18 protein-coding genes and 4 pseudogenes are annotated in these 25,348 nt (G+C 45.3%); 8 read left to right on the forward strand and 14 right to left on the reverse strand.

What is annotated here, in order from left to right:
- Positions 1 to 42 precede the first annotated feature (42 nt).
- Positions 43 to 1,113 (reverse strand): annotated as a pseudogene (gene nrdJ, locus V7K40_RS03320) (ribonucleoside-triphosphate reductase, adenosylcobalamin-dependent); the annotation flags it as partial.
- Positions 1,114 to 1,451: 338 nt separating this feature from the next.
- Positions 1,452 to 2,678 (reverse strand): annotated as a pseudogene (nrdJ, locus tag V7K40_RS03325) (ribonucleoside-triphosphate reductase, adenosylcobalamin-dependent); the annotation flags it as partial.
- Between the two features lie 301 nt (positions 2,679 to 2,979).
- Between nrdJ (V7K40_RS03325) and V7K40_RS03330 the strand changes: the two are divergent.
- Positions 2,980 to 4,566: a GMC family oxidoreductase N-terminal domain-containing protein gene (locus V7K40_RS03330; protein WP_334956701.1), complete on the forward strand. Its 1,587-nt coding sequence runs from the start codon at positions 2,980 to 2,982 to the stop codon at positions 4,564 to 4,566.
- A 472-nt stretch (positions 4,567 to 5,038) separates the two neighbouring features.
- Here the strand turns inward: V7K40_RS03330 and V7K40_RS03335 are convergent, their stop codons facing one another.
- Both V7K40_RS03335 and V7K40_RS03340 read right to left on the reverse strand, forming a co-directional pair.
- Positions 5,039 to 5,935 carry an iron-siderophore ABC transporter substrate-binding protein gene (locus V7K40_RS03335; protein ID WP_334956703.1) on the reverse strand — a complete coding sequence of 299 codons (897 nt, stop codon included), beginning with the start codon at positions 5,933 to 5,935 and terminating at the stop codon, positions 5,039 to 5,041.
- A 119-nt stretch (positions 5,936 to 6,054) separates the two neighbouring features.
- Entirely contained in the window at positions 6,055 to 8,832 is a 2,778-nt protein-coding gene (locus tag V7K40_RS03340) for a TonB-dependent siderophore receptor (RefSeq protein WP_334956705.1), read from the reverse strand.
- A 490-nt stretch (positions 8,833 to 9,322) separates the two neighbouring features.
- On the opposite strand from V7K40_RS03340, the gene V7K40_RS03345 reads away from it, so the two are divergent.
- Positions 9,323 to 9,961, forward strand: a complete 639-nt coding sequence (locus V7K40_RS03345; RefSeq protein WP_334956707.1) for a hypothetical protein — start codon at positions 9,323 to 9,325, stop codon at positions 9,959 to 9,961.
- A 326-nt stretch (positions 9,962 to 10,287) separates the two neighbouring features.
- A pseudogene (locus V7K40_RS03350) lies at positions 10,288 to 10,803 on the forward strand (transposase); the annotation flags it as partial.
- Positions 10,804 to 11,004: 201 nt separating this feature from the next.
- On the opposite strand, the gene V7K40_RS03355 reads toward V7K40_RS03350, so the two are convergent.
- The 7 genes and pseudogenes from V7K40_RS03355 to V7K40_RS03385 form a co-directional block, all read right to left on the reverse strand.
- Complete coding sequence (locus V7K40_RS03355; RefSeq protein WP_334956709.1) at positions 11,005 to 11,445, reverse strand: cupin domain-containing protein; 441 nt, start codon at positions 11,443 to 11,445, stop codon at positions 11,005 to 11,007.
- Positions 11,446 to 11,462: 17 nt separating this feature from the next.
- Positions 11,463 to 11,558: pseudogene (locus tag V7K40_RS03360) on the reverse strand (IS630 family transposase); the annotation flags it as partial.
- 143 nt (positions 11,559 to 11,701) lie between these two features.
- Positions 11,702 to 12,169 carry a nuclear transport factor 2 family protein gene (locus V7K40_RS03365; protein WP_334956711.1) on the reverse strand — a complete coding sequence of 156 codons (468 nt, stop codon included), beginning with the start codon at positions 12,167 to 12,169 and terminating at the stop codon, positions 11,702 to 11,704.
- Between the two features lie 105 nt (positions 12,170 to 12,274).
- Positions 12,275 to 13,321, reverse strand: coding sequence for an alpha/beta hydrolase (locus tag V7K40_RS03370; RefSeq protein WP_334956713.1), 1,047 nt, complete (start codon positions 13,319 to 13,321; stop codon positions 12,275 to 12,277).
- Positions 13,308 to 13,499 carry a hypothetical protein gene (locus tag V7K40_RS03375; protein WP_334956715.1) on the reverse strand — a complete coding sequence of 64 codons (192 nt, stop codon included), beginning with the start codon at positions 13,497 to 13,499 and terminating at the stop codon, positions 13,308 to 13,310. Before V7K40_RS03375 ends, V7K40_RS03370 begins: the two co-directional genes overlap by 14 nt.
- Positions 13,500 to 13,725: 226 nt before the next feature.
- The gene (locus tag V7K40_RS03380) at positions 13,726 to 15,246 is read right to left on the reverse strand and encodes an aldehyde dehydrogenase family protein (protein ID WP_334956717.1); all 1,521 of its coding nucleotides are present in this window, start codon (positions 15,244 to 15,246) and stop codon (positions 13,726 to 13,728) included.
- Positions 15,247 to 15,563: 317 nt separating this feature from the next.
- Positions 15,564 to 16,508 (reverse strand): NADP-dependent oxidoreductase, encoded by a 945-nt coding sequence (locus V7K40_RS03385; RefSeq protein ID WP_334956719.1) that lies wholly within the window; start codon positions 16,506 to 16,508, stop codon positions 15,564 to 15,566.
- Between the two features lie 65 nt (positions 16,509 to 16,573).
- Between V7K40_RS03385 and V7K40_RS03390 the strand changes: the two genes are divergently transcribed.
- Complete coding sequence (locus V7K40_RS03390) at positions 16,574 to 16,786, forward strand: hypothetical protein (protein ID WP_334956721.1); 213 nt, start codon at positions 16,574 to 16,576, stop codon at positions 16,784 to 16,786.
- 19 nt (positions 16,787 to 16,805) lie between these two features.
- On the opposite strand, the gene V7K40_RS03395 is transcribed toward V7K40_RS03390, so the two are convergent.
- Positions 16,806 to 18,116: a hypothetical protein gene (locus V7K40_RS03395; protein WP_334956723.1), complete on the reverse strand. Its 1,311-nt coding sequence runs from the start codon at positions 18,114 to 18,116 to the stop codon at positions 16,806 to 16,808.
- Between V7K40_RS03395 and V7K40_RS03400 the strand changes: the two genes are divergently transcribed.
- Entirely contained in the window at positions 18,103 to 18,273 is a 171-nt protein-coding gene (locus V7K40_RS03400; RefSeq protein ID WP_334956725.1) for a hypothetical protein, read from the forward strand. The genes V7K40_RS03395 and V7K40_RS03400 overlap by 14 nt on opposite strands.
- A 3-nt stretch (positions 18,274 to 18,276) precedes the next feature.
- Here the strand turns inward: V7K40_RS03400 and V7K40_RS03405 are convergent, their stop codons facing one another.
- On the reverse strand, positions 18,277 to 18,765 hold the full coding sequence (locus V7K40_RS03405) for a nuclear transport factor 2 family protein (RefSeq protein ID WP_334956727.1): 489 nt from the start codon (positions 18,763 to 18,765) through the stop codon (positions 18,277 to 18,279).
- A 444-nt stretch (positions 18,766 to 19,209) separates the two neighbouring features.
- On the opposite strand from V7K40_RS03405, the gene V7K40_RS03410 reads away from it, so the two are divergent.
- Positions 19,210 to 19,902: a substrate binding domain-containing protein gene (locus V7K40_RS03410; protein ID WP_334956729.1), complete on the forward strand. Its 693-nt coding sequence runs from the start codon at positions 19,210 to 19,212 to the stop codon at positions 19,900 to 19,902.
- Positions 19,903 to 20,441: 539 nt separating this feature from the next.
- Positions 20,442 to 21,800: a guanitoxin biosynthesis MATE family efflux transporter GntT gene (gene gntT, locus V7K40_RS03415; protein WP_334956731.1), complete on the forward strand. Its 1,359-nt coding sequence runs from the start codon at positions 20,442 to 20,444 to the stop codon at positions 21,798 to 21,800.
- A 65-nt stretch (positions 21,801 to 21,865) separates the two neighbouring features.
- Here the strand turns inward: gntT and V7K40_RS03420 are convergent, their stop codons facing one another.
- Positions 21,866 to 23,266 carry an AtzE family amidohydrolase gene (locus V7K40_RS03420; protein ID WP_334956733.1) on the reverse strand — a complete coding sequence of 467 codons (1,401 nt, stop codon included), beginning with the start codon at positions 23,264 to 23,266 and terminating at the stop codon, positions 21,866 to 21,868.
- Positions 23,267 to 23,425: 159 nt separating this feature from the next.
- Here V7K40_RS03420 and V7K40_RS03425 point away from each other — a divergent pair, with 159 nt between their 5' ends.
- Positions 23,426 to 25,297 (forward strand): bifunctional serine/threonine-protein kinase/formylglycine-generating enzyme family protein, encoded by a 1,872-nt coding sequence (locus V7K40_RS03425; protein ID WP_334956735.1) that lies wholly within the window; start codon positions 23,426 to 23,428, stop codon positions 25,295 to 25,297.
- Positions 25,298 to 25,348: the final 51 nt, after the last annotated feature.

The following is a 25,348-nucleotide window of genomic DNA, read 5'->3' on the forward strand; positions in this document are numbered from 1 at the left end:
GATAAATAGTGCCTACCCTAAACTGATAGTCATTTCACCTGATCAGCTAGGTTGATCATCTGGAAACATACACTTATCAGAGTCACAACCACTAGGCCCAGCCTCTGACATTTCGCCTAAATCATAGCGGCTTAAGACCGCACAGAAATCATCTGTTTTGCGTCGTGCTTTCACCTCTTGATTCAAGCGATCATAGGTTGGTTTATCTATTGGTTCAAATGGCAAACGTGGGAATGATTGCAGGTCGTCAAAACGGGCTAAAAGAGCTGCTGAAATATATCCCTCATCATTTTGGATAGTTTCATAAATCTGCTGTGCCAAAGGTTCGATTTCATCAGAGCGAAGTTCCAAAGTAGCTGATGTGTTATGAGTCACATACCAACGTTGAACCTGGAGGACAAAATCAAATTGGGCCAAGACTGAAAACTTAGAAACATCAATTTTATCAGCTGCTGGTAAATCAGCCCAAGGTACAGAAACAGGGATTTCTACTAACCACTCACTCACCCTTTGATCAAAGGGATCGTTAAGCAAATTGCCCTGTTCATCTTTGTCTGATTGAGAGGGAATGACGTTGTAACCATAGTCAATACAAGCTAAGGCTACTGGGTCATTTTTGGCGAAAGTGATGCGGCGAATGAATCTTTGCGCTTTCGGGGGATGCCATCCGGAACTAGCATTAGTTAATAAAGCCTTAGTACCACTGGGTTGGACTGTGGTACAGCGATTTGGACGTTTGAGATGATGGCGATCGCAGTAATCCCAAACAACCCGATGTACAATTTCTTTCCAGGAAGTCAGATATTTTTCTTCCTTACGCTTGAAAGCTAATCCTTGTGCAGTTGCGGGTCTTCCTTCTGCCCACCAGCGCAGCCAATCAACACCAAAAGCATGGACAAAGAAATCAAATAAACCTGTAAAAGAAACTCCCACAATCGGGTCTAATTCACGGCTGTATTGATAGCGTGGTTCCAGGAACTTGTGATTTAAAAGTGCTGCTACAGATAGCGCTCCAGCAGTGAATGCCTCTTCTTGTTCTTTATAGTTATATGGGTCAATTTGATTAAGGTGAACCTCAGACAAATTACAGTGGAAGTTACTGCCGATGATTTCCAAATTTGTTACCCTAGAGGCTTTTTATCCCCTAGTTCTACTGCTTGATTATTCGCAGTAGTTCCGCGTACATTTTGCAGATGTGACACCCCCTTTGGGTAAGTCAAAGGTCAAAGTTCAAATTGGCTTTTGACTTTTGACTTTTGACTTTTGACTTGTTACATCTGCCCCCGCACTCTTGGAGAGATTATATTCTAGACATCGATTTCTAGTGTAATCTAGTTTCACTCTCTACGCTGTACGGTGTCAAAGACTTTTTAGTTCCTTTGATTACCACGGGATTAGCATCTCAGCTTTCCCCGTTTTTGCGAGGTTTTTAACGTGAGGCAAAATCAATTACCACACGGATTTAAAGCATATCGCTGCAAACGATGTTCTAGTTCATTAGCATCAAGATTTGGATAACGTTCTTTTAACCACTGTTTTGCTGTTCCTTGTTCGTAAGCTTTCAAGAAATCAATTTTTAAGTTAGCAGTTGACAGCAAATCAATGTTTGATCGCGCTACAGCTTCACCAGCCCATTGAATCGCTCCCTCACCGCTATAATATTGTTTGCGGACAGCATTAAGACATTCTTCTAAGGTTGGCTTGCGGTGAAAAACTCTGGTATGATTTGCCATCCTGAGTGCATCGCGCTCTGGATCAATTCGCCAATTGCCAGTTTCATCTTGCTGCCATAAGTTATCTTTGGCATCGGCGAACAAACTATCTTCGCTAGAACCTTGCCTCATACCAGCTGAACGCCTAATGTTTCCGGCAACAATCGTCACAGCAGCTTGATCAATTAATAGACAGCATTCAACTGAATTTAATTGTCCTCCTAAAGCTTTATTAAGAATAGATGCACAACCCTGATAAAGTCCGGGTAATTTAACAGGATTAGCAACTCCTCCAAAACCGTTGAGAGTTTCTCCTGCTTTGCGGACATCGCTGATATCGACTAATACTTCAACCTCTGTTGAAAATTGTTCATCAGTGGAAAGTTCCAACAGGGTTTGATATGATTCAACCCAACCTTCACGGCTATCTCCAACGTGAATAGTGACATTATTGCCTTCTATATGAGTTTCAGTATATTCACGCCGCTGTAGGACAGGAGTACTGCCAATTTCACCTTGTACGGTGACATTCAGTCGATTACGGATGGGAGGTAATTGGTTAATAAATTGTGGTTCTAGAACGGCTCCAGTGCCACAGCCCATCATTGCCAAATCCATCATTAATCCGAAGGCACTCCAGTCTTCGAGATTGGTAGAGGTGCAATTATAAGCCCCGGAGAAGTTTTTTGGCTTGGTTATCCAGTCTGTACCACCAACCCATAGCCAGCGCCCACTGGGCATAGCTTTCAAGTTGCGCTGCATCTGATCCAGGATGGCTGCTTCTTCTTGAGTTAGCTTTCCCAGCTTGATTAAGCCGAGTAGAGTGCGATCGCATACCTCATCCCATGTTTCCCTTAGTCCCGCCTTTGTGCGGCGGCTATAGGTTCTAAAAAATACGGGATTAGCAGCCGGTGCAGTTTCGGGAAACCTTGCACTCTGGCGTATTCTTTCGAGATTCTGAACCATATATCAAGTGTCTTGCGTGCGGACAGATTATGACTATACGCCAAGTAGTTTGAGTATTAAAGATTGTCAAATTGTCCACTTTACGCTAGCTCTAGCCGGACTATTTGCAACAGAAATTTATGATGTATAATGTCCCTCACCCTTGGCATTACCTCAGTATTCAGTTTTAATTAACACCAAAAAATTTATAAGTAAATTTTTTGGTACCGATTCTTATTTAATTACTTAGCGGAGGCATAAACTTTGCTTAAAATTAGCATTACCATTTCTTAAAGTAGTTGAATTAACAAGCGAGGATGTCATGACTCAATATGACTATATTGTGATTGGTGCGGGTTCGGCAGGCTGCGTTGTCGCCAACCGGATGACACAAGATAGTGAAACAACTGTGTTATTACTCGAAGCTGGGAATCCAGATACTAAACCTGAGATTCAAATCCCGTTGTCATCCCCTAACCTACCTCGCTCAGAACTGGACTGGAAATATTTCTCCCAACCAGAACCTTACCTGAATAACCGCAAAATCTTTTGTCCCCGTGGCAAAGTCTTAGGTGGCAGCAGTTCGATTAATTCCATGATTTATATCCGGGGGAATCATCACGATTATGACCACTGGCACTCATTGGGGAATCCTGGTTGGAGTTATCAAGATGTATTGCCCTATTTTAAGAAATCTGAGAACCAGCAACGCGGTGCCGACGCATACCACGGAGTTGATGGGGAGTTGAGCGTCACCGATATTCAACCCCCTACTGTGGCATCCCAACGATTTGTAGAAGCAGCCGTGGCAATTGGATATAAGCACAATCCTGATTTCAATGGAATACAGCAATCAGGTGCGGGAATTTATCAGTTGACGGTAAAGGATGGTAAACGTCACAGTGCTGCTGCTGCATTCCTCTTGCCAATTCTCAAGCGTCCTAATTTAACAATAACAACAGGAGCGTTAGTGAGGAGGTTATTGTTTGAGGGAACCCGCACCGTTGGGGTGGAATATATGCAGGAGGGAAGGCTGCACCAAGCCAGGGTTAACAAAGAAGTGATTTTAAGTGCTGGTGCATTCGATTCGCCCAAGCTGCTGATGCTTTCCGGCATTGGTGATGCAGAACACCTGCAAGCAATGGGGATTCCTGTCGTCGTTGATTTGCCAGGTGTCGGTCAAAACCTCCAAGACCACTCTCTCGTTCCTGTGGCACACCAGATAATTACCAGTCCTGTAACACACGAGGTAATTGCTGCGTTAGACCCGGCAATTAGCAGTAATGGTAACGCTGAAGCCGGATTATTTTTGCATACCGAAGGTAATCTGGATGCCACGCCAGATTTACAGTTTTTCTTCGGTCCCATTCTGTGGATATCTCCTGGCAAAACCCTCTCTGGTTTGGGATTCACTGTTACAGTCAGTTTGACTCATCCTCAAAATATTGGGAGTGTCAGTTTGCCCTCGCCTGACCCCAAAGACCCACCGATTATTCGGATCAACTTTCTACAAAGTCAATCCGATGTGCAAAAGATAGTTGCTGGGATTAAAATAATGCGTAAATTATTTCATACAAGTGCCTTTGATCAGTTTCGAGGTGAGGAAATCAGTCCCGGTACTGAGGTGATTAGCGATGAAGCTCTCGAAGCTTACATCCGGGAATTTTGCGTTACGGGGTATCATCCTGTCGGCACCTGCAAAATGGGAACTGACCCAATGGCGGTTGTCGATCCCGAACTCCGGGTACGCGGTGTTACGGGGTTGCGGGTTGTTGATGCATCGATCATGCCAACTCTGGTCGGGGGCAATACGAACGCGCCCACGATTATGATCGGCGAGAAAGGAGCCGATTTAATTAAAGCCGCAGGTGGTGTTTCATCGCAAGTAGCTTCAGCAATGGCAAACTAACTCGCTGGCAGGATCGCCTGGAGATAACATGAGACTGTATTAACTACAGCTTCAATATTCATAACTACAACTGAAGCTGTATTAACTACAGCTTCAACATTTATAACCACAGCTTAAGCTGTATTAACTACCGCTTCAAGTTTACTTATAACATCATGAGTATTTATAAATAATGTTTAAGCTGTATTAACTACAGCTTCAAGTTTACTTATAACATCATGAGCATTTGTAACCACAGCTTAAGTTGTCTTAACTACAGCTTTTACTTTACTTATAAAAAGTTGAGTGTTCCGAATGTATTGTTTTAAAACTGGTAAGCCGATACAGCGAAGTAGGGGGTATATGCTCGGGCGATCGCTCTCAAGTAAAATAGCGATCGCAGTTACAGAAATTTTCAGTTGAGTAGACTGCAATAACCACGCCTAGTCTTCAACCCCTGTAATTGAGCTACGCTGCTATTTTATCGTTATCTTTAAGATTGCGAGTTCAGTAGGTACTTAAAGAGGTCGTTGATCGCTCGATTAGCTGATATTGAACCAGATCCTTTCCAATAAAAACCTACCTCATGAACCCGGTGAAGCTGGACAACTTTTAGCTTAGACCACAAGGGAAATGGCTGGAATTGCTTGATTGCTGGGTTTAAATCTTGATCGCCTACCGGATCTTCAGTGAGGAGAAATAGGATATTCCCATCAATCTCACACAGCAGTTCATTTGATAAAGGATAAACAATAGCGCGTCCTCCCAAACGGATGCTTGTCTGGGGATTGAGCAATTGATTTGGTGGAATTTTTATCCCAGCATCGAGGAGGATAGTTCCCGCAAAACTAGCCTTTTCTGCAAGTATAAGCTCCGTTGAGCGCAATTCGGCTACCGATAATACAACCGTGCTTAACAGATGCTGACCCATAGATACTCTCAAGTGTGCTAAACGTGCATAGTAGTCAGCCATTAACTGCTGCTCCTCTTTAGTCTTGCCTAAGGCACGGGCAGTAAAAGCTAAGAACTCCTTCCACGGTGCAACTGGGTTGAAAGTAGCCAAAACCGTAGGTGCAATGTGGGACAATAATGGGTAAATATCCTCATGGGAGCTGAAGCCTAAAATTAAGTCTGGCTTGAGTTGTAAAAGCTTCTCCAAATTGGGAGATGGCCAGTCCACCGACTCAATGCCTCTAAGCTTGCCCACCAATCGCTCCAAGTCAGAGACAGCATCCTTTGGGGCAGCAATGGGCTTGACTCCCAAGGCAAAAGCAGGTTCTAATAAAGAGCCAAGCAAAACCGCTACCCGTTGTGGATGGGCAGGAACTATCGTTTCACCCATAAAGTGTTTGACCACGCGGACATCTACTTTGGGTGGTGAAAAAGTCAAGGAATGACTATTACTGTGTAGGTGTGTCCGGTAACTGCAAGCGCATAGCGATAGAAAGCAGAATAAAGCAATTAAATATAGCCGGATCTGACGGCTGCTCCACGTAAACACCATAGTTTTCAAAAGTGCCACCCCAGCGTAAAGGTTACGGTAAATGGGTTGCCATAAAACACTGTCGTTCTGGTCAAAGCAGTGTCAAAATAGGTGATGTCAAACAGATTTTGGAAGTTGAGCGCTGTATCCAGTTGTCCGCGACGATAGAAAAGGGCTGCATCGGTGCGTACATAACTAGGTAACTTAAAAGAATTAGCCAAATCCCCTTGGCGATCGCCTACATAAAACAAACCCAACCCAGCACCTATCCCTTTGAGGTTTCCTCTGGGAATAATGTAAGTCGTCCAGAGGCTAGCTTGATTTTGCGGCGCTAGGTTGATGAGGTTGCCGACGGGGGTGGAATTATCCTTGGTGACGCGGGGATCAGTATAGCCATAGGATGCAATCACATTCAAGCCTGGTAAGATTTCACCTGTGACAAACAACTCTACACCCCGACTCCTTTCCTCTCCAATGGGAATAGAAAATCTAAGGTTGTTTGGGTCAGCCGTGAGGCGGTTGGTGAGGGTGAGATCGTACAGAGCGAAGTTGGCTGAGAGTTTATCATCAAGCAATTCAGCCTTGACGCCCACTTCGTATTGCGTCCCGCGCTGCGGTTGAAATGGATTGTTATTAGCACTTAGACCAGTCTGGGGAACAAAGGAGCGGCTATAGCTTGCATAGAGCGATATTGGTTTGATCGGCTGATAGACTAAACCTACACGAGGGCTAAAAGCTTCGCTCGAAAACGAAGTTGAGGTGAGAGTGGGAATTTGGCTAAAACTCGTATTCCCTGCCCAGTCATAGCGAGCGCCCAAAACCAGTTTGAGGTTAGAGAATAGCTCGATCGCATCTTGAGCATACACACCTAGGTCATCAAGTTTATTTCCACCCTGAAAGTCACCAATGGAACTGCCGAGTGGCTTCCCATAAACAGGATTGAAAATATCAATTGCGGGAGTAGAGGGAAGACTATAAGCATCGTGAATATTGATCCAAGCATATTCCGACCCAATAATAAGTTGGTGTTCAAGGCTTCCGGTTTTAAAGCGCCCCGTGACTTGAGTATAAAGATCGTATGAATTTGAAACAAAAGGTCCACGGAAAGCTATTGTATCTCGATCAAGGGTGCGGTTATCTGGTTCTAGCCTGCTAGGGAGTAAATCAGGGTTGTCATTAACTCTCGTAAGAATTGCCTGAAAAGCATTCTCCACTGACCAATTTTCACTGAAGCGATGCTCCAGTTTGTAGGAGAGGCGAGTAGATGTAGTATCTTGAGGATCTTCTATTCCAGGTTCTCCCAAAAACCGACTTGGAGGGAGTTTACCATTGGGGTTGGGCAGCACAGTTCCCACCGCAGGCAGTCCGCGCCAATCTAAGTTTTGATTGAAATCCTCATAGCTGGAATTCAATGTCAACTTCGTATCCTTGTTAATATCCCACGAGAGTGCGCCGGCAATCTGATAGCGCTGCTGATGGTAAAAATCTACAAAGCTATCAGAAGACAGGTAGGAACCGTTAAGGCGATACAAGACCTTTTGATCTGAGGTCACTGGACCACCGATATCAAAGGAGGGTTGTATTGAGTTGAAACTGCCAACAGAAAAAGAAGCAGCATAGTAAGGTTCTTTTAGGGGCTGCTTTGTGATTACATTGATTATGCCGCCCAGTCCCGCTTGTCCATAAAGCACAGAGGCTGGACCTCTAAGAACCTGGATTTGCTCCACATTGCTAATATTAATGGCTTGTTCAGATCCACCAAAGTAATTTCTAAGACCGTCGGTTAAAATATTATTAGAAGAATCAAAGCCCCGAATCAGGAATCTATCTTGCAAGCTTGAAGGAAACCCGCCTTGTGATACGCCAGCATTCTTTAGCGCATCTCCAATGTATTGGTTATGCTGGTCTTTGATCACCTGTTGGGGGATGACATTAATTACCTGTGGAACGTCCCGTGTTGGTGTATTCGTTCTTGTGCCAATACTCGCGTCAGGAACGTTATAGCCTGTTTCTGGAGGAGCAGTTACCTCTAGTTCAATTTGTGGTTGCTGTGACTCAGTTGGTGGTATTTTCTGTGACGGCGTTGGCTGCTGTCCAGTAATTGCAGTAGGAGTTACGCCAAACACCAAACCCTCAGTCTGACTATCAAACAATTCCACTACTGGTACTGCTGTTTCTCCAGTCACTGTTAACCGCAGCGTATTGCCATCCACAGGTGCAACTATTACCGATGCAATACCGACTGCTGGTTTTCGGGAGCGGAAACTCTCACCACTCACCAATTGCAACCTAGCATTCTTGATATCTGCAACGTAAGAATTACCTTCAGTTTTAACAGAAACGGATAATTTAACAGAATTAGGCGTAACTAAAATTACCTCTATTCCTTTATTTGTGGTATTTACTTTTACATCTGTTACTAACACTACAGGAGTTACTGCTTGGCTAAGTTTTGGGACATAGTTCTGATTCCTGGGTGTCTTTAGTAAATATGCGGCACTGGTGAAAGCAGACTGCATATCACTCAGGTTTAAAATCTCGTGACTGAGTTCAACTTGATTAACTGCTGTCTGTGGGAGTAATGGTTGCTTGTCAGTTACATTTGCCGTTTCCTTGCCCAGAACAGGAAGGATATACGTTACCATTGAGGCAGTTAATAAAAGACACTGCCAAAACAAGATAGATAGTTTTTTTAAAGCCACTATTACCCCTGACAATTTGCTATTTGCTTTCAAGTCACCACAAAATATGCCAAAGATATGGACGATCGCAGAATCAATCATCCTTTGTCTTCTAGTATTCATATTTCTAAAACAATACCAACAGTTGGTAACAATTACCAAAAATTCTGGTAATAAAACTTTGACAAATAGCATTGTTGTTGAAATCAAGCAATTGAAGGAAACCAAAGGTAAACTTTTAGTAGCCTGGATTATCCCGTTGCTCTGCTGATACCTAAAAAGCGTCCATGTCTACGTAAATAATCTTTCTTACTTGCTTGCTATTGAAGCATTTCTAAGTTAAGCTGACTGCTCCTTGTCCACATATAGGAATCATATTTGATTTTTGAAAAAATCAAGAGATAATACGGTGAGAGCTTATAAGTATAATTAACAACAATGATAAAGCAGCATTTACAACAGACGATACCTTCTCTACTAGATGCTTCGCAAACGCTGAACTACAGGAATTTTAGGTAAGTTTTCTAATTTTTTATTAAAATTGCATAAAGCTTATAACAATCTCTGATAAGTTAAAAATTAATATTAGGGGTTTTAGGAGATAAAAATTAATATGCGATCGCATAGTATATGTCTTAGTCCATTAGTTTTCTGTTTACTCAGTGTCGGTGTGAGTCCGGCAAAAGCGAACGCCCAAACGATTTATCCATTTGACGTAGTATACGACACGGAAGTTACTCTCACACCTATCCCATCGACCGACGTATCTAAAGCATTTGTCTCAGGTTTCAATTCTGATGCTCCGTACGGTCTGAGTAACTTTTCTAGCATAAACAACTACAGCCGAATTGACCCCAATACTGGTAATCTCGTATTTGTTCAAGACGCAACAGAATTTGGTTTACAAGGCTTGCCAATCGGCAGAGATGAGTTTTTTGGCAGTGGCGATGACAAATTATTTGGCAGCAGTAGCGCTACTGCTGCATTTGACTTTATTAATCGTAAATTAGTAGGTTCTGGTACTTTAACTATCACTGGTGGTGCAGGTAGGTTCAGTGGTGCTACAGGCATATTTAACTTCAGTGAAATTGAGTCACTGGATCAAGATTCAACTGCTCCCTTGAAAGGTCAAGCTTTTTTGAGTGGTTCTTTCCAGACACCGCAGCAAATTCCAGAACCAAGAACAGGAGTAACACTATTCGGTATATGTGTAATTGGGATTAGTTCGATATTGCGTCGGCGTTACCTTTGAGCTACTAGACAGTAGTGCGTAAGTTCTAGTTATGTAAGAGTAATCCGAGTAAAAAAATGCCTAATTGTCATTGCGAATAGAGCGAAGCAGAATGATGTCGTGTTCGGTGAAAGACTTATCATTAAGACCGCAGTTCTTGCTGGGGGCAGGGAGCAGGGGGAAAGAGGGTTTTCTGGTTTCTGCATAGATTACGGGAATTATAACTAATTAACCGGACATGATATGAAGCAATCTCTTCGTCTTACCGTGCTTAACAATAAGCGCTTGTGTTAAAAAGCTATTACCAGAGTCTGCAATTAAACAAGCAATATTTGATCTAAAAATCATGGCAAATTACTACTGACCCAGAAACTATGCCAGAGATTCTACTTCTTTTGTGATGACAAATCTTCAAGGTAATCTCAAGAAAACTTTAGGCGACTTATATGGGTTAAGAACCTGGGTAGAATATGCATTCCGACAGTGTAAACAGAGAACTAGGGTGGACAGATTATCGTTTCATAGATTTCCAACATATCGAGAGGTGGTGGGAAATTATTTTCTGTGCTTACACTATGATTAGTTTAAATTCTCCAGTATTTTTAGACTTAAATCAATCTCGTCAACTTGAGACTGAGATACAAAAAGATAGTTCGGGTGATTTTTCTAATCATCAACAATGGAATCATGAATGTGGATGGAAGAATATTTGAAATAATCTACGTCTAATTATCCAACCACTCTTACTTTTTTGGTTGATTTATCCTTGGCTAGATATCTTTCCCAATTCACATTTATTGCTGGAATTCAATCATTTAATTGCTGCAATGAATCAATTAAAACCTAGTTATGCTTTTGGATAATTTCACTTATTTACTACTAGCTCACTCCGGAAAGTGACAGAAGAGGGATAATACTTAGAAAACTAAAGCCAGAGATTTCTTTTTGGTTCCCCCTCTTTTTGGCGAGTCGGGCTGCTGGTGTAGTATGAGGGTGGGTGTCGGTGGGCTGGGTCGATTCGTATCGCCTTTTCCTGCACACTCACAGACATTTGTGCCATTTCCTTAATCTGTTAAAGATGGTGTAGCAGTGCGACGCAAAACTGCTAAATCCTCCTCATCTAGTTCCACCTCAATTCCACTGCGAATCAGTTCAGCAAAATGGTCATTTGGCACCATAATACTTAGGGCATATAAGCGACCCAACCCGGTATTTTCAATAAAATGTATGTCGGTGGGAGGTACTAAAAAGCTGTCCCCCGCCTGAATTGGTACTGTCTTACCATCACAGTGAGCGAGTCCTTCTCCTTTAAGGATGAAAAACATTTCCACCGCCGACTGATGCCGATTTGGGGGTTGCTTCCCGCCCACGTCAAAAATTTCTACACAAACTATGGGGGAGACGTCAGCACTTGCCCTATCGAACACGATCGCTAACCGATTCGTGGCATCGGGACTGATACGATATACCTGGTAGTCTTTGGGAGATTTAATTACTGGAATCATAAATTGAGTTACCTTTAGTTGAATAGAAGACAAGATCCACTAATCTTCAATCCATCCAGCTTTATGGCTTGGATAACTTTCCGACGCAGGTCGTAACTGTAGGGTTTGGGCATGGAATGAGTGCGATGGCGCGGAAGGAGGATTTGGGACTACTTCCAGTTTATGTTATAACCGCCTTGGCGGTTGCTATAGATACTGAGTTTAAAACCACAGACTTTTTAGCTTTTCAAGCGTGCCATTCACCTGGGACACCTTGCTACGGCACTGATACTTCGCTGCCGTCTGGGTTGCCCTGGAATGTCCAGGTACCACCCGATCGGAAGGTTGAACCTGTGCCAAAGGTGTCCTCCATGTACTGCATGTAAGTGACCAAGCCGTTCTTCACCTTTGCCAGGACAGAGAAGGGAGAGACAAACGTTTTATCGAGTATCACCGAATGGACGGTGAAGCTGCCAAAGACAGCGACGTTCTCACCTTCGCCAAATATCTGCTGAATATCAAACGCCTCGATGTTCCAAAAGGTATTGAGTTCCTGGAAAACTTTGAGGACGCTGGCCGGACCATCTTTATGCGTGCCTGCCCAAGGCATAAGCTTTTTTAGGTCGGCATTATCATAGGTGAGTGATACGTAGATGGCATCGGGGGCGACAAGCCGATTGACGACCTCAGGCTTGGTGGCACCTTTGAGGAGTTCCTGCACGATTTCAACGTTGATGTTTGACATGGGTGTGTTCGTTTTCAGTTACAGTTGGTTTCTAGTAGTGATTCTGCGGCAAGTCAGTGCCTCGGAAGAACTCTTCGGGCCCCGCGATTCGCGGGGAAGACGCATTCAATCTTTGATGAATTCAGCTAGAAGAGCAACCACCTCAGGGCCGGATTCTTCCATCAGCCAATGACCAGATTCCGGCAAGATCACGGCCCTGAATTTCTTTTTATCTTCCACGAAACGTGCCGCCATTTGCTTGGGCAATACGTCTCCTACGCCCTTGCCACCGCTGATCGACATGGATGGAATTCTAATCAGCTTATTAGCGGATAGCAGCGCTTCGTTCTGTTTGATGGATTCAGAGTGAAATCTGTAGTAGCCGCTAAAAGCAGCGTGCAAATTTTCGATCCTCGAGTAAGGCTCAATTAGTTCGTCGAGTAACGCATCAGTGAAAATATCCTTTTTCCCGGCATAGCTTTGTATAAAGTAAGCCATAAACAGTTTAGGGTCGTTCGATATCAATTTTTCGGCGATATCTCCGTAGCTAAAAAAGCCGAAATGCCAACCAAGGCCAGGACCTTTCGGGGTGTAGCCCGGATAAGTCCACATTGCCTTGTCCGGAATTGGCGAATCCATGAATACGACTTTTTTGATGTAATCCTGGTTGTTGGCGACCATTGGATAAGAGGCTGTATTGCTCAGATCATGGGAAACATATATGATCGGCTCTCTCGTCAATTTCTTGATGGCTGTCAACAGATAGCTGGAGAGAGCCTGTGCGCTATACCCAGTCTGGGAGGCTTCCGATTGCCCAAGTCCGGGCAAATCGATGGCAATGACCTGGTGCGTGCCAGCAAATGCTTTCAGGGCGGGTTCCCACATTTTCCAGGTCGAACCAAAACCGTGGACAAACACGATGGGACTGCCCGATCCGGCGCTGACGTAGTGCAGCTTAATGCCGTTACTCTCCACGTAGTCACTCTTAAACCCGGCTGGATAGGCATATTGCCCGCGACGCTGCTGTTTTACCTTGGCGAGGGCCAGCTTGGACACGGCAGCTGGTGTATCTATCGATGGTGGACTGACTTCTTGAGCTACTGCACTGAGTGGAGCAAGAGCAAGTAACACGGCAGACAAAATCAAACTCAGGCGTTTATTAATTCCGTTCATAATTAGTCTTCACTTGGTTCCTATGGATGTCTGCCCAAGGTATGAGCTTTTTCAAGTCGGGATCATTGTAGTTGAGCGATACGTAGATGGCATCGAGAGAGACGAGTCGGTTGACGACCTCAGGGTTGGTGGGGTCTTTGAGAAGGGCTTGAACGATTTCTACAGGTGTACTAGACATACGTGTTCCTATAAGGGACTTCCAAATTTAAAAATATCCCAAAATCTCATATAACAATCCTCTTTCCTCTTCCTATCTCTGTGCCCTCTGCGCCTCTGTGGTTCGTTTTATTATTGGATAATTTATTTCTTGGAAATCCCTAAGATTGCTTATGCGAACTTGATAATTGGATTTGATGGTTGTGAAGCTTATTTAACAAGGACTGAAGATTTAAATCCAAGCTCGACTATTGAGCAGAAATGCCAGCACCAGAGATCGTGCCTGAATTGAAAGCGATATGTTTGTACTCCAGGAATTCATCGATCGCCGTCAGACCATTCAGCCTGCCGTTGCCGCTGCGCTTGAATCCGCCTTCCTCAAACTCGTCCCAAACGATCGCCCAATCGTTAATCCAGATCGTGCCTGCATCTATCTCGCGGGCGACGCGCAATGGACGGTCAACATCGCGAGTCCAAATGCTCGCGGCCAAGCCATACTCGCTATCGTTTGCCAGCTGCACCGCTTCTGCCTCAGTCTCGAAGATTTGCATCGTCAGGACTGGACCGAAGACCTCTTCCTGAACGATCGTCATTTTCGGATCGGTTACTTCCAGCAAAGTCGGACGGTAAAACGCACCGCTGGCAAGTGGACCTTCGACAATTGGGCCGCCGCGTACAAGCACCTTAGCGCCGGCTGCGATCGCCTCCTCCACCATCTTGTCAACACGAGCGACGTTCGGCTGATCAATCAGAGGTCCCATATCACTGGACGGATCGGACGCAGGTCCTGTCTTAACGTTTTCCAGTCGCTGGGCGATCAGCGTGCGAAAGCGATCGGCAACAGCACGCTGAACCAACAGCCGGGAACCTGTCATGCAGAACTGACCTGCGAAGGTCGTAAGTGCTTTCTCAACCTTTGGTGCAGCCGCCTCTAGATCGGCATCCTCGAAGATGATCATTGGTGTTTTGCCACCAAGTTCGGTCTGAAATAGCTTGAGCGTCGCTGCTCCGGTTGCGGAAATTGCCTTCCCTGTCTTCGTGCTTCCTGTAAAGCTAATCACTCGAACATCCTTGGACTCCATCAGAAAAGATGATCCACCTCTGCCTTTGCTTTCACTAAAGACATTAATCACGCCCTTCGGTAAATCGGCAGCTTCAGCGAGGGTTTTACTAAACAGATAGTTGATCTGTGCTGTATTACCTGGCAATTTAATAACAGTTGTAACACCAGCAGCAAGAGCAGGTGCCAGAGAACGCACAGTCAGGACAAGCGGCGAGTTAAACGGTGCGACGATTCCAGCAACTCCGATTGGAGATCGAGTTACAACCGAAAGGTGTCCGGGTTGGACTTCCATCGCCCGTCCATAATCGGTCAGCACAACCGATGCCCAGTATCGAAATTTGCTGGGAATCATATCGACTTCAAATGCTGCTTCGTCATGGACTTTGCCGTTTTCAAGCGAGAGAATCGCGATCAGTTCATCTCTGTGGGCTTCAAAGCGATCGGCAATTTGATTCAGCACTCGCGCACGAAGTGCCCGATTTTCTTTCCAGTCTAATTCTCGGAACGCCCGCACCGCAGCATTAATCCCCTGAACTGCCTCGTCACGCCCACCATCTGCATAAGTTCCAATCACTTTGCCTGTAGCTGGATCAATGCTATCAGTATGCTTTTGTGAATCAATCCACTCGCCATCAATCCAGTTCAGTGCGGGTGTTCCTAGTTCAATGTTTGGTGCTGAGGATTTCTTATCTGTCGTTGCTGCCATAATAGCCGCTCCTTACTTTTCTACATAACTAAGTTTCTACTCACAGTCAAAGCTCAACGTACTCTTGTTTGATTAGCGGGTAATCTTCAGCCTTGATTGGTTGTGTTGCAGAAATTTTCAAGTGATAAACGAACGAGTTTCGTTCGCATTTTTTAAGCAATAACTCCAAAGATTTCGTTAATGAACTCTGCCTGAGATACACTCTGCGTAGGGAGGAAGCATTTGGTTAATAACCCATCGAAATAGAGATTCTTGCCCGAATGCTTCGCCCTTACAGGAAAAAAGTTCGATGAACCAAAGTTTTACAAAAGCCTGCCTCAAGCTGGATGAACGACTTGCAAAACCAGCTTGCCGCGTGGATGTCCGTGCTGGCTAACTTCCTGTGCTTTAGCGGCTTCTGCCAGTTCAAAAACTTGCTCAATAGACGCTTTGAGCTGTCCGTCATCAATCAATTGAGCAATCTGCTGGAGCTGGGAATTTACTCTGAGATTGGCGAAAACAGGAACCACTTTAATGCCCTGTGGAATGCCTGATTCAGGCACACCAAGTGTCGAAACTAAAACGCCACCGGGACGAATGATTTGCCACGATCGCGCTTGCGTTTCTCCACCAACCAAATCAAGCACCACATCTACATCTTTTACCTGCTGTTCAAATGGTTGACTCGCATAGTCGATCACCTGATCGGCACCCAGGTTTCTCAGATCATCAAGGTTCGCTGCCGATGCCGTTGCAATGACTCGTGCCTTCTTCCACTTGGCAAGCTGAATTGCATAGCGACCTACTCCACCCGCGCCACCATGAATCAGCACGCTCTGCTCTGGCTGGAGATTTGCGCCATCAAACAATGCTTGCCATGCGGTTATTGCCACGATTGGGACAGAAGCCGCGTGAATATAATCGAGCGTTTTCGGCTTCTGGGCGATCGCGTCTGCATAGCCCACTGCATACTCGGCATAGGCTCCCGAAAGCGCCATGTCTGCTGTTCCATAAACCGCTTGTCCTGGTTGCAGTGTGGTGACACCATCGCCCACACTTGCAACAACACCAGCCACATCAGCGCCAGCAATCACGGGCAGCGAATAATCATAGACTTGTTGGAAAAACCCTTCACGAATCTTCCAATCGATTGGGTTTACGCCTGCTGCATACACTTGAATGAGGACTTGCCCTGCTTGCGGTTCAGGACGGGATACTTCGTCGTACTTGAGGTTTTCAGCCCCGCCGTAAGCATGAATTCGGATTGCTTTCATCGTTGCCATTGTGACGTACTCCTTTTCATAAAATGGATCAGTATTTCATCAATCACTGGCGATCAAAATTTTGAATGTTACTAAGAAAAAGATTCGTAGTCGCTTGGAATGCTGAACTGCGATCGCGCTGTTTCAGCGTTAAACTTTTACTTACCTACTGGGTAATTACAATTCCGGTGTTGCATATTTGGGGAATGATTTTGCTAGTTTTGTGGGATGGACCGAAAAGCCCGTCCCTTGTATTTCAGGGCGGGCGAGACGCCCACCCTACAAGAATCATCCCTTGATTCAGCAACGGCACAATTCCTACTCTGTTGACGATCCATCGACATACTGCTGACCACCGATCATAATGAATTCAACTGTGCTGGCTGGAGCAGCGAAATCCAATGAGGTAATTTCCTCTCTTTGAGCCTCGACTCGACCCAGTACAATGATCTCTTTTCCACTTGTGCCCGGTTTGAGACTCAGGGCGTGCGCGTCAAGCTGTATGACCACGCCACGCACCAAACTGTTACCTCTACCACCTTTTGTGATCACGTCCCCAAGCACGAGGATATTGCCAAATGGTTTACTGGTCTGTATCCCGATCGAGCCATTGCCATGAGTGGTAATGCTTTTGAATTCTGCATAAGCCAAGGTTCCGTCGTATAGATTGAACCCCCGCGCCCCTTCGCCATAGGTCGCCAGGTCGCCTTGCACAATCAGAGTTTGCAAATCTCCGAAATTCACGAATCCGATTCCACTGGTTCCATGAGATATGATAGACTGCCGAGCAAGCCAAAGACGGACATTGCCCCAGTTATCCAACACCATATCATTTGTCCCGTAAGTTGTTATAGGACTGTTATTGATCACTTGTTGAGCCTTCATGCCTGAGCCAACGAACACCCCGCCTGAGATTAGATTGCCAGTACCAGCCGGGATATTGCCATTAGTATGGATTTCGCCTGTGGTCAATAATTTCAGGTCAATCATGCCACCAGGAGAACTGGGCGCTGGTCCACCTTGAGGATCGGCGTTTGCGGGAACAGTTATGCCGCCAAAAATAAAGATGCCGCTACCCCTCAACGGCACATCTCGCGTTCCCCCTGAGAGGTTTTCGGCACGCAGTGTCCAGCGACTTTGGGGATCGGTACAGCGGTTGTAGATCGTAAGGGAACCCGGAACGACCTCTACGCCGTAACCGACTGGACGATGCAGCGCTGAGGTGCTGTCGCCGTCATACACTTGAACGTCAGTGAACACAAGGTCAGCGGTCATCACAATACTAGATTCCAAGTGCAGTCGACCGTAGACGACGAGATGCTGCAACTTGAGTTGTCCAAGAGTAGTCGTTGCCGGTTCCAGACTAAGCGTTAATCGGCTCGGATCTGATCGGAGGGTTAGGTTCTGGAGGGTGTTATTTGCCGTGAGCGCTACTCCGTCTGAATCTGGCTTGAAGACCAATTCTGCGTCAGAAGTTGTACCCACCAAACTTGAGCCTTCAAGAAGTGTAAATTTCTCTAAGTCATGAAGGCGACCAGCCACCTCGATTACAACATGTGTACGTTGAACCGCTTCAGCCAGAGAAGCTGCGTCCTCAACGACTACATGAGTGCCAATGCTATCTGCCATAAACGACTCCCATCAGTGGTTGGATTTACCTCACTCACAACACAACGGTTTACTTGATGTTGAGGCTTTAGTTAGAGTGAAAACAATTGACGCGCATTTCCATGAGCGATATGTAGACGGCTTTCGCGAAGCTCCACCTATACCTACAAAAGTTTGACTATCAGGACGCCTTGAAGGTGATGTCTGCGCGATCTATGAAGGGCTGGAACAAGTCTACCGGCCAGTTGGGATCGCTCTTGGAGGTGCGCTCCAGACACTTCCAAACGCCATCGCGACGTTCAAAGATATCGTCGTAGGTGCCAGTTGAAACGATTCCGACGTGTTCAGCCTTCCAGTACACGAACCATCGCCAGTGCGCTTCGGCCCTGTCACCCGATCCAGAAATTTCAAACGCGCCCATAGAGTGGAACCACTTGTCCATCGGGAAGACGCTGTGTGCGTAGTCGAACATCTGCTTCATGCCCTCAAAACCCTCGAAGGTTGAAGTACGTAGATCGTAGACGTGGAATTTACCCTCCGGCCAGTAAAGGCGGTTGTAGAGGTCGGCCTGCTCGCGCCCCCAACCCTTGTCGATACATCGCTGATGCATGTTCAACTGCTCGAAGATGGTAAAGCGGTCAATCGCTGTGAGTTCGTTGTTCTGAGACATTGAAGTTCTCCTCTACGCTGAAATTCTTGCGGGCGGTCGATGAGTTGATAGTGTTCTAGATTTGTTGTTAAGACTCCTGAAACGTCCAATGCATAAATTCTTCAGTCATCGCTATTTACTTACCTAGCTATTTGATGCTGCGGTCTTCCTCAAATTACATTTATTTCTCATCGTTGTACAAGTATCATTTTGTTGATGCGACGTTTCTTCTTAGTAAACTTTAGAACTACGATGGACACCTTAACAAGCATGAAAGTATTGCTTCAGGTGGTGGAATCGGGAAGTTTTGTGGCAGCCGCCGAGCGGCTCAACTTATCCACAGCCATGACCAGCAAGCATGTGATGCACTTGGAACGAAACCTTGGCGCACGTTTGTTGAATCGAACCAGCCGACACTTAAGCCTAACCGAGGCAGGAAAGCTCTATTATGAGCAATGCCGGGAAATGCTTGATAAATTGGAAATGGTGGAGGCAACGGTGAGGCAATCAGCCGTCGTCGCGCGTGGCGTACTCAAGATCAGCGCCCCAGTTTGGTTTGCTAACCCGTTATTCACTAAAGCCTTGGCGAAGTACCGCTCTCGCTATCCAGACGTTTTGCTATATCTGAATTTGAATGATCGGTTGGTGGACTTGGTGAAAGAAGGATTTGACTTGGCGTTACGTGTCACGCCTGAGGAACCCGGTTCTTCACTGCTCACGCGACGCATTTGCTCAATTGAACTGATGTTGGTTGGCTCAACTGACTATTTGCAAAGAAATGGATACCCAAAAACTCCCAACGAACTGTCGAAGCATGTAAGCATCAGCTATTACTACTCGCAGTTTGCCGATGAGATACTCTTTGAGGATTCTAACGGGCGGGAGACAGTCAAACTGCCAGTCTCGATCCGCTCCAACAACACTATCATGCTGTATCAGGCAACCCTTGCTGGGATGGGGTTGGCAGTTTTGCCAAAGTGGTTAATTGAAGATGATCTTACCAGCCAACGATTGGAGGTGCTGAAGCTGGACTACACGTTGGCAACCTCATCTCTTTATGCTGTCTATACGAATCGGCGATACCTATCACCCAAAATAAGTACTTTCGTAGATTTTCTCGCTGAACATTTTTCTGACATCACCGAGAGCTTTGATTAAATTTGTCCTTGAGGATAGTTCATCCTTTAATTATGCAACGCCTAATTTTTTAAGTTCCTTAAAATAGTTAGTAATTAGATAATACTCGCCAAAAATGAGAAGTAAGCTACATAATTCGTAATTAAATTAGTTTAGGATTTATTTACAACTAATTCAAGACCACCAATTTGACAATTTGATGAGGCAGCATGGTCTTCTCATATTGGGAGAGGCTAGCGCCTGCCGTAGGATGCCCGTTCGCCGCAAGGCGTCCCGTTAGGGAAGGGCTGTAGGGGGTTTCACCCATGAGTGACTGCCGTTAGCGCAGCGGTAGCGTTAGCGAAGCGGTAGCGTTCGCGCAGCGTCTCGTAGAGAGGAACGAGCGTCCGTAGGAGCGTCACCCGTGGGGTGTGGTGAAACGCCTGAAAATTACAAATTAAGGTCTTCTCTACAAGACGCTTTACGTAGCAAGATCCCCGTAGGGGTACGTAGCGGGGCGTAGCTCATTAGGAATTAGTAATTAGTTAAATAGCTCAATCGCTTCAGTTAACCGATTCCAAATGTTAGTAAATAATGATTTGCAAGACCGATGGATTCCTCGTTATTTCAGATTAGCGATCGCCAATATGCTCTCCAATTTAATGGTACCGCTGTCTGGAATGGTTAGCGTTTCCTTTTTAGGACACTTGCAAGATATTCGTCATTTAGCTGGCGTTGCACTAGCTACGGTTGTGTTTAATTACTTCTATCGAGCATTGAATTTTTTGCGTCTCTCTGTCACTGGCACGACTGCCCAGGCGACTGGAAGAAATGATCAACAGGAAGTGCTGCTGCTAGGCTTACGGAATGTTTTAATTGCCCTCGGCTTGGGGTTTGTTGTTTTGCTCCTGCAATACCCACTGAGAGAATTGGGGTTTATTGTCTTGAACAATACTCCAGAGGTGAAAGCGGCTGCGGTGGACTACTTCAATACGCGGATTTGGGGTGTACCTGCGGTTCTGGTGAATATGGTGCTGTTCGGCTGGCTGATGGGGCGTGAACAGAGCCAGAAAGTCTTAGTCTTGTCGGTTTTTGGCAACGTCGTCAACATCATCTTGAGTTACCAGATGATTCTGCGAGCAGGTTTGGAAAGCATGGGAGCAGGCTTGGCACAAGCTTTGAGCCAATTTCTGATGATGCTGCTAGGACTAACTTGGGTCAAGAGTGAAATCCAGTGGCAGGAGATCCGTGCCGTCGCGCCTCAGCTTTGGAACAAATCTGCCTGGAATGAGACTTTTGCCCTGAGTCGGGATCTATTTATACGGACACTGGCGATAGGGTTTACCTTTTGGGCTTTTACCAATCTATTTGCTGGGATGGGAAGAATCGCCTTTGCGGAAAATGTCTTGCTGATTGAGTTCATGACGCTAGGAATTCAAATACTCAATGGCTTGTCTTATGCAACGGAAACCTTAACGGGCAACTTTCATGGCACAAACGAGCAGGGGCAGATGGTGCCACTGCTTGGGGTTTCTATAGGCGTAACTCTGATGTTTGCAGTCATCATGTCCCTTACCTGCATCCTATTTCCTCAAACCGTATTTGGACTACTCACAAATCACACGGAAATAACCACCCACATTGATCCCTACATTCCCTGGCTAATGAGCGTGCTGGGGCTGTATGCGTTTGCCGTCTCAATTGAAGCTTATTTCTTTGGTTTGGCAGAAGGATTAATCCTCCGCAATGCGGCTTTTATCGCAACTGGGTTAGGGTTTATTCCCACAGCAGCCCTTGCTTGGAAGTTGCAGAGTGTTCATCTGTTATGGTTGGCGATGTCTTTGTTTATAGTGACAAGAATTGCAGTGCAGGGAATTCAGATCCCTAGAACTTTGAAACTAGCGGCAGATATTGCTCCTGCTGAAAAGACTCAATGCTAGGAAATCGAAGGCGTAATTTTTATCTTTTACAATCACCTTATTCACAGCATTGTAAACGATTAGCTTTAATTGAGAGCGTTGAAAATCACTGGTGCTGAAACTACACCTTTGGCCTCTAACACAGCTGCAACCCGTAAAATTAACGCTTCATTATATGGTGCTGCTATCAATTGCACACCTAAAGGTAAGGCATTTTGGCGCTGAATTGGTACTGATAAAACGGGTAAGCCAATAAAAGATAATGGTTGAGTAAATAATCCCAAATGAGAACGGACAAGAATTTCTTCACCATCCAAAATCATGGTTTGTTGACCAATTAGCGGTGCAGAAATAGGTGTAGTTGGGGCAAGAATCACATCCACATTTTGAAAGATTTTCCGAACGCGATCACGATACCATCTTCTAAATCGTTGTGCTTGGAGATACCAGTTACTTGGAATTAACGCCCCAGCCAAAAAGCGATCGCGCGTCGCTGGATCAAAATCCTGGGGACGACATCGCAACTTATCCAAATGCAGATTTGCGCCCTCACTAGCTGTAATCACAAACGCTGCTGCCCGGGCGCGGTGTGCTTCTGGTATGGTTACGTATTCAGTGACTTCTATTGCATCAGCTACTTTTTGGACTGCTGCTAAAGCTTCCAGTTCTGCGCCTTTGGTGAAATAATCAGCAGCAATGGCAATTCTGATATCAGAGATATCTTGTTTGAGTTGTGATAAAACCAATTCCGGCGGACGCTTTGTACAAATTGGATCGCGATCGTCTTCTCCTTGAAGGACATCAAACACCGTAGCGATATCCTGCACTGAACGCGCAAAAGGGCCAATATGATCAAAACTGCTAGAAAATAAAGCTACCCCAGCACGAGATAACCTTCCATAAGTTGGTTTCAAACCAAAAACGCCACACAACGCCGCTGGAACGCGAATTGAACCATTAGTATCAGAACCCAGCGTCAACGGTACTAACCCAGCAGCAACAGCCGCCGCCGAACCACCCGAAGAACCACCAGCAACTCGTTGTAAATCATGGGGGTTGTGAGTAGCACCGTAATGGGAATTTTCTGTTACAAACCCATAAGCGTACTCATCCATATTCAAAGCGCCAACCAGCACAGCACCCGCTTGTTTCAGCTTCGCTACTGCTGTCGCATCTTGGCTAGCTGCTGGGTTCTCTGCATTGATTTTCGACCCCGCTAGAGTCGTTAAACCAGCGATATCAAAGAGATTTTTCACCGCAAAAGGCACACCAGCAAGCGTTCCAGGATTATTACCTTGGGCGATTTCCCTGTCAATGCGGGCTGCATCTGTTAAAGCTGTCTCAGCAGTCACAGCCGTAAAACAGTTGAGTTGATGATCCCGCGCTGCTATTCGTGCGATCGCAGCTTTGGTAACTTCCACCGCGCTAACTTTACCTTCACGTACAGCAGCAGCTATTGTTATGGCATCGGCTGAATCAAAATTCATGCTGGAATATTAAGAGATAGCGCGTTTAGCTGATTACATCTAAAGAAGGGTATTATACAGAAAAATTGGTATAATACGTCAAGTTGATTTGTCAGATGCAGTTAGTAACAATTATGCTCAAATTCATCAGATTTTTAGGAGTCTAAGATTGTTGTGGGCATGCTGGTTGGACGCTACGAAATTATTCGGGAATTGGGTGGCGGCGGCTTTGCAATTACTTTTCTAGCAAAGGATTATCTACAACCCAGTCAGCCGTTATGTGTTGTCAAGCAATTGCGTCCTGAACATAATGAGCCTCGGATTGTAGAGTTTTTTGAAACAGAAGCGACTGTTCTGGAAAAGTTGGGTAAATCTTCCCAAATTCCTCAATTATTAGCGCATTTTAGAGAAAATAAGAACCTTTATATTGTTCAAGAATTTATCGAAGGACATGATCTAAAGCAAGAAATCATTCCAGGTAAACAGTTAAGTGAAGATTATGTCACTAAGCTATTACAAGATGTTTTGGAAGTTTTGTCCTTCGTACATAATCAGCAGGTAATTCACCGCGACATCAAGCCGGAGAATTTGATGCGACGGGATCGGGATGGGAAGATTTTTCTGATTGATTTTGGGGCAGTCAAGGAACTTGGCGCTCTGATAGTAAATGTAGAAGGTAAGGTGACTTCTAGTGTGATCATAGGAACTCCTGGCTATATGCCTAATGAGCAAAAGAATGCTAAACCCATATTTGCTAGTGATATATATGCCTTGGGAGTGACGGTGATTCAAGCATTGACGGGTATTTCGGCAGTGGACTTTGAAGAGGATGCCAAAACAGGTGAAATTCTCTGGCGTCATCGAGCACAGGTAAGCAAGCATCTAGCTAATGTGTTAACCAAGATGGTGCGTCGTCATTACAGTTTACGCTACGCCAACGCCACCGAAGTGCTACAAGACCTTTCAAAAAAACTGCCTCCACCACCAACACGACCACAACAACCAATTAACTGGTCGCGGCGCAGAGTTATTCAAACCGTGGGGTTAATGGGAGCTAGTTTTAGCTTTGCAATTGTGGTTGAGAAACTCTTGCTCAACAACTCTGCCCAGAAAAAAGCTTTGCCATCAACCTCATCTATTCCCGCAAATAATATTCCAGTACCGTCCCCGAAGGAGACTCCAGCATTACCGAAGATAAGTGTAAATCCTAAGGAATTTGCTTTAAAAACCTTCCAGTTTGAAGTCATGAAGGTAGATCAGCAAGGAAACAGCACCACAATCAATCCTGGTCAGGCAAATTTTTTTATAGAAGACCTTGGTAACGGTAACACACTGGAGATGGTAGAAATTCCTGGCGGTCAGTTTCTCATGGGTTCACCACTAACAGAAAAAGAGCGAAACCCAAATGAGGGGCCGCAGCATCCGATGACCGTTAAACCTTTTTTCATGGGTAAATTTACGGTCACTCAAGAACAGTATCAAGCAGTTATGGACATCAACCCCTCTTCCTTCCAAGGGCCAAAAAGACCTGTCGAACAAGTAAGTTGGAATGATGCAGTTAATTTTTGTCAAAAGCTGTCGCTCATGACTAGCAAAAGTTATCGTTTACCCACCGAGGCAGAGTGGGAGTATGCAGCTCGTGCTGGAACGACTACCCCGTTCTATTTTGGTGAGACGATTACGACTAAGATAGTTAACTATAATGGCGAGTATACTTATGGTTCTGCTCCCCAAGGTGAAAATCGTCAAGAGACTGTGGATGTTGGTAGTTTACCTGCGAATGCTTTTGGTTTGTATGAGATGCATGGCAATGTTTGGGAATGGTGCCGAGACAAATACCACAATGATTACCGTGGAATGCCTGCTGATGGAAGTGCTTGGGTAAGTGGAAATAATAATCCTTGGCTGCTGCGGGGTGGTTCATGGTTTAGTCAGTCAAGCGTTTGCCGTTCATCTGCCCGTTTAGACGAAAGCAATTCGGATGCAACGGTTTACGACTTCGGTTTTCGGGTGGTTTGCACAATTCTAAAAGGTTTTGTTGCACCCAATTAGCAAAGGAACCTCAAACCCCTAACAGACTGGCATTTCTACTAAAGCTAGCTA

It is taken from the genome of Nostoc sp., assembly GCF_036917195.1.
Lineage (GTDB): Bacteria > Cyanobacteriota > Cyanobacteriia > Cyanobacteriales > Nostocaceae > Nostoc.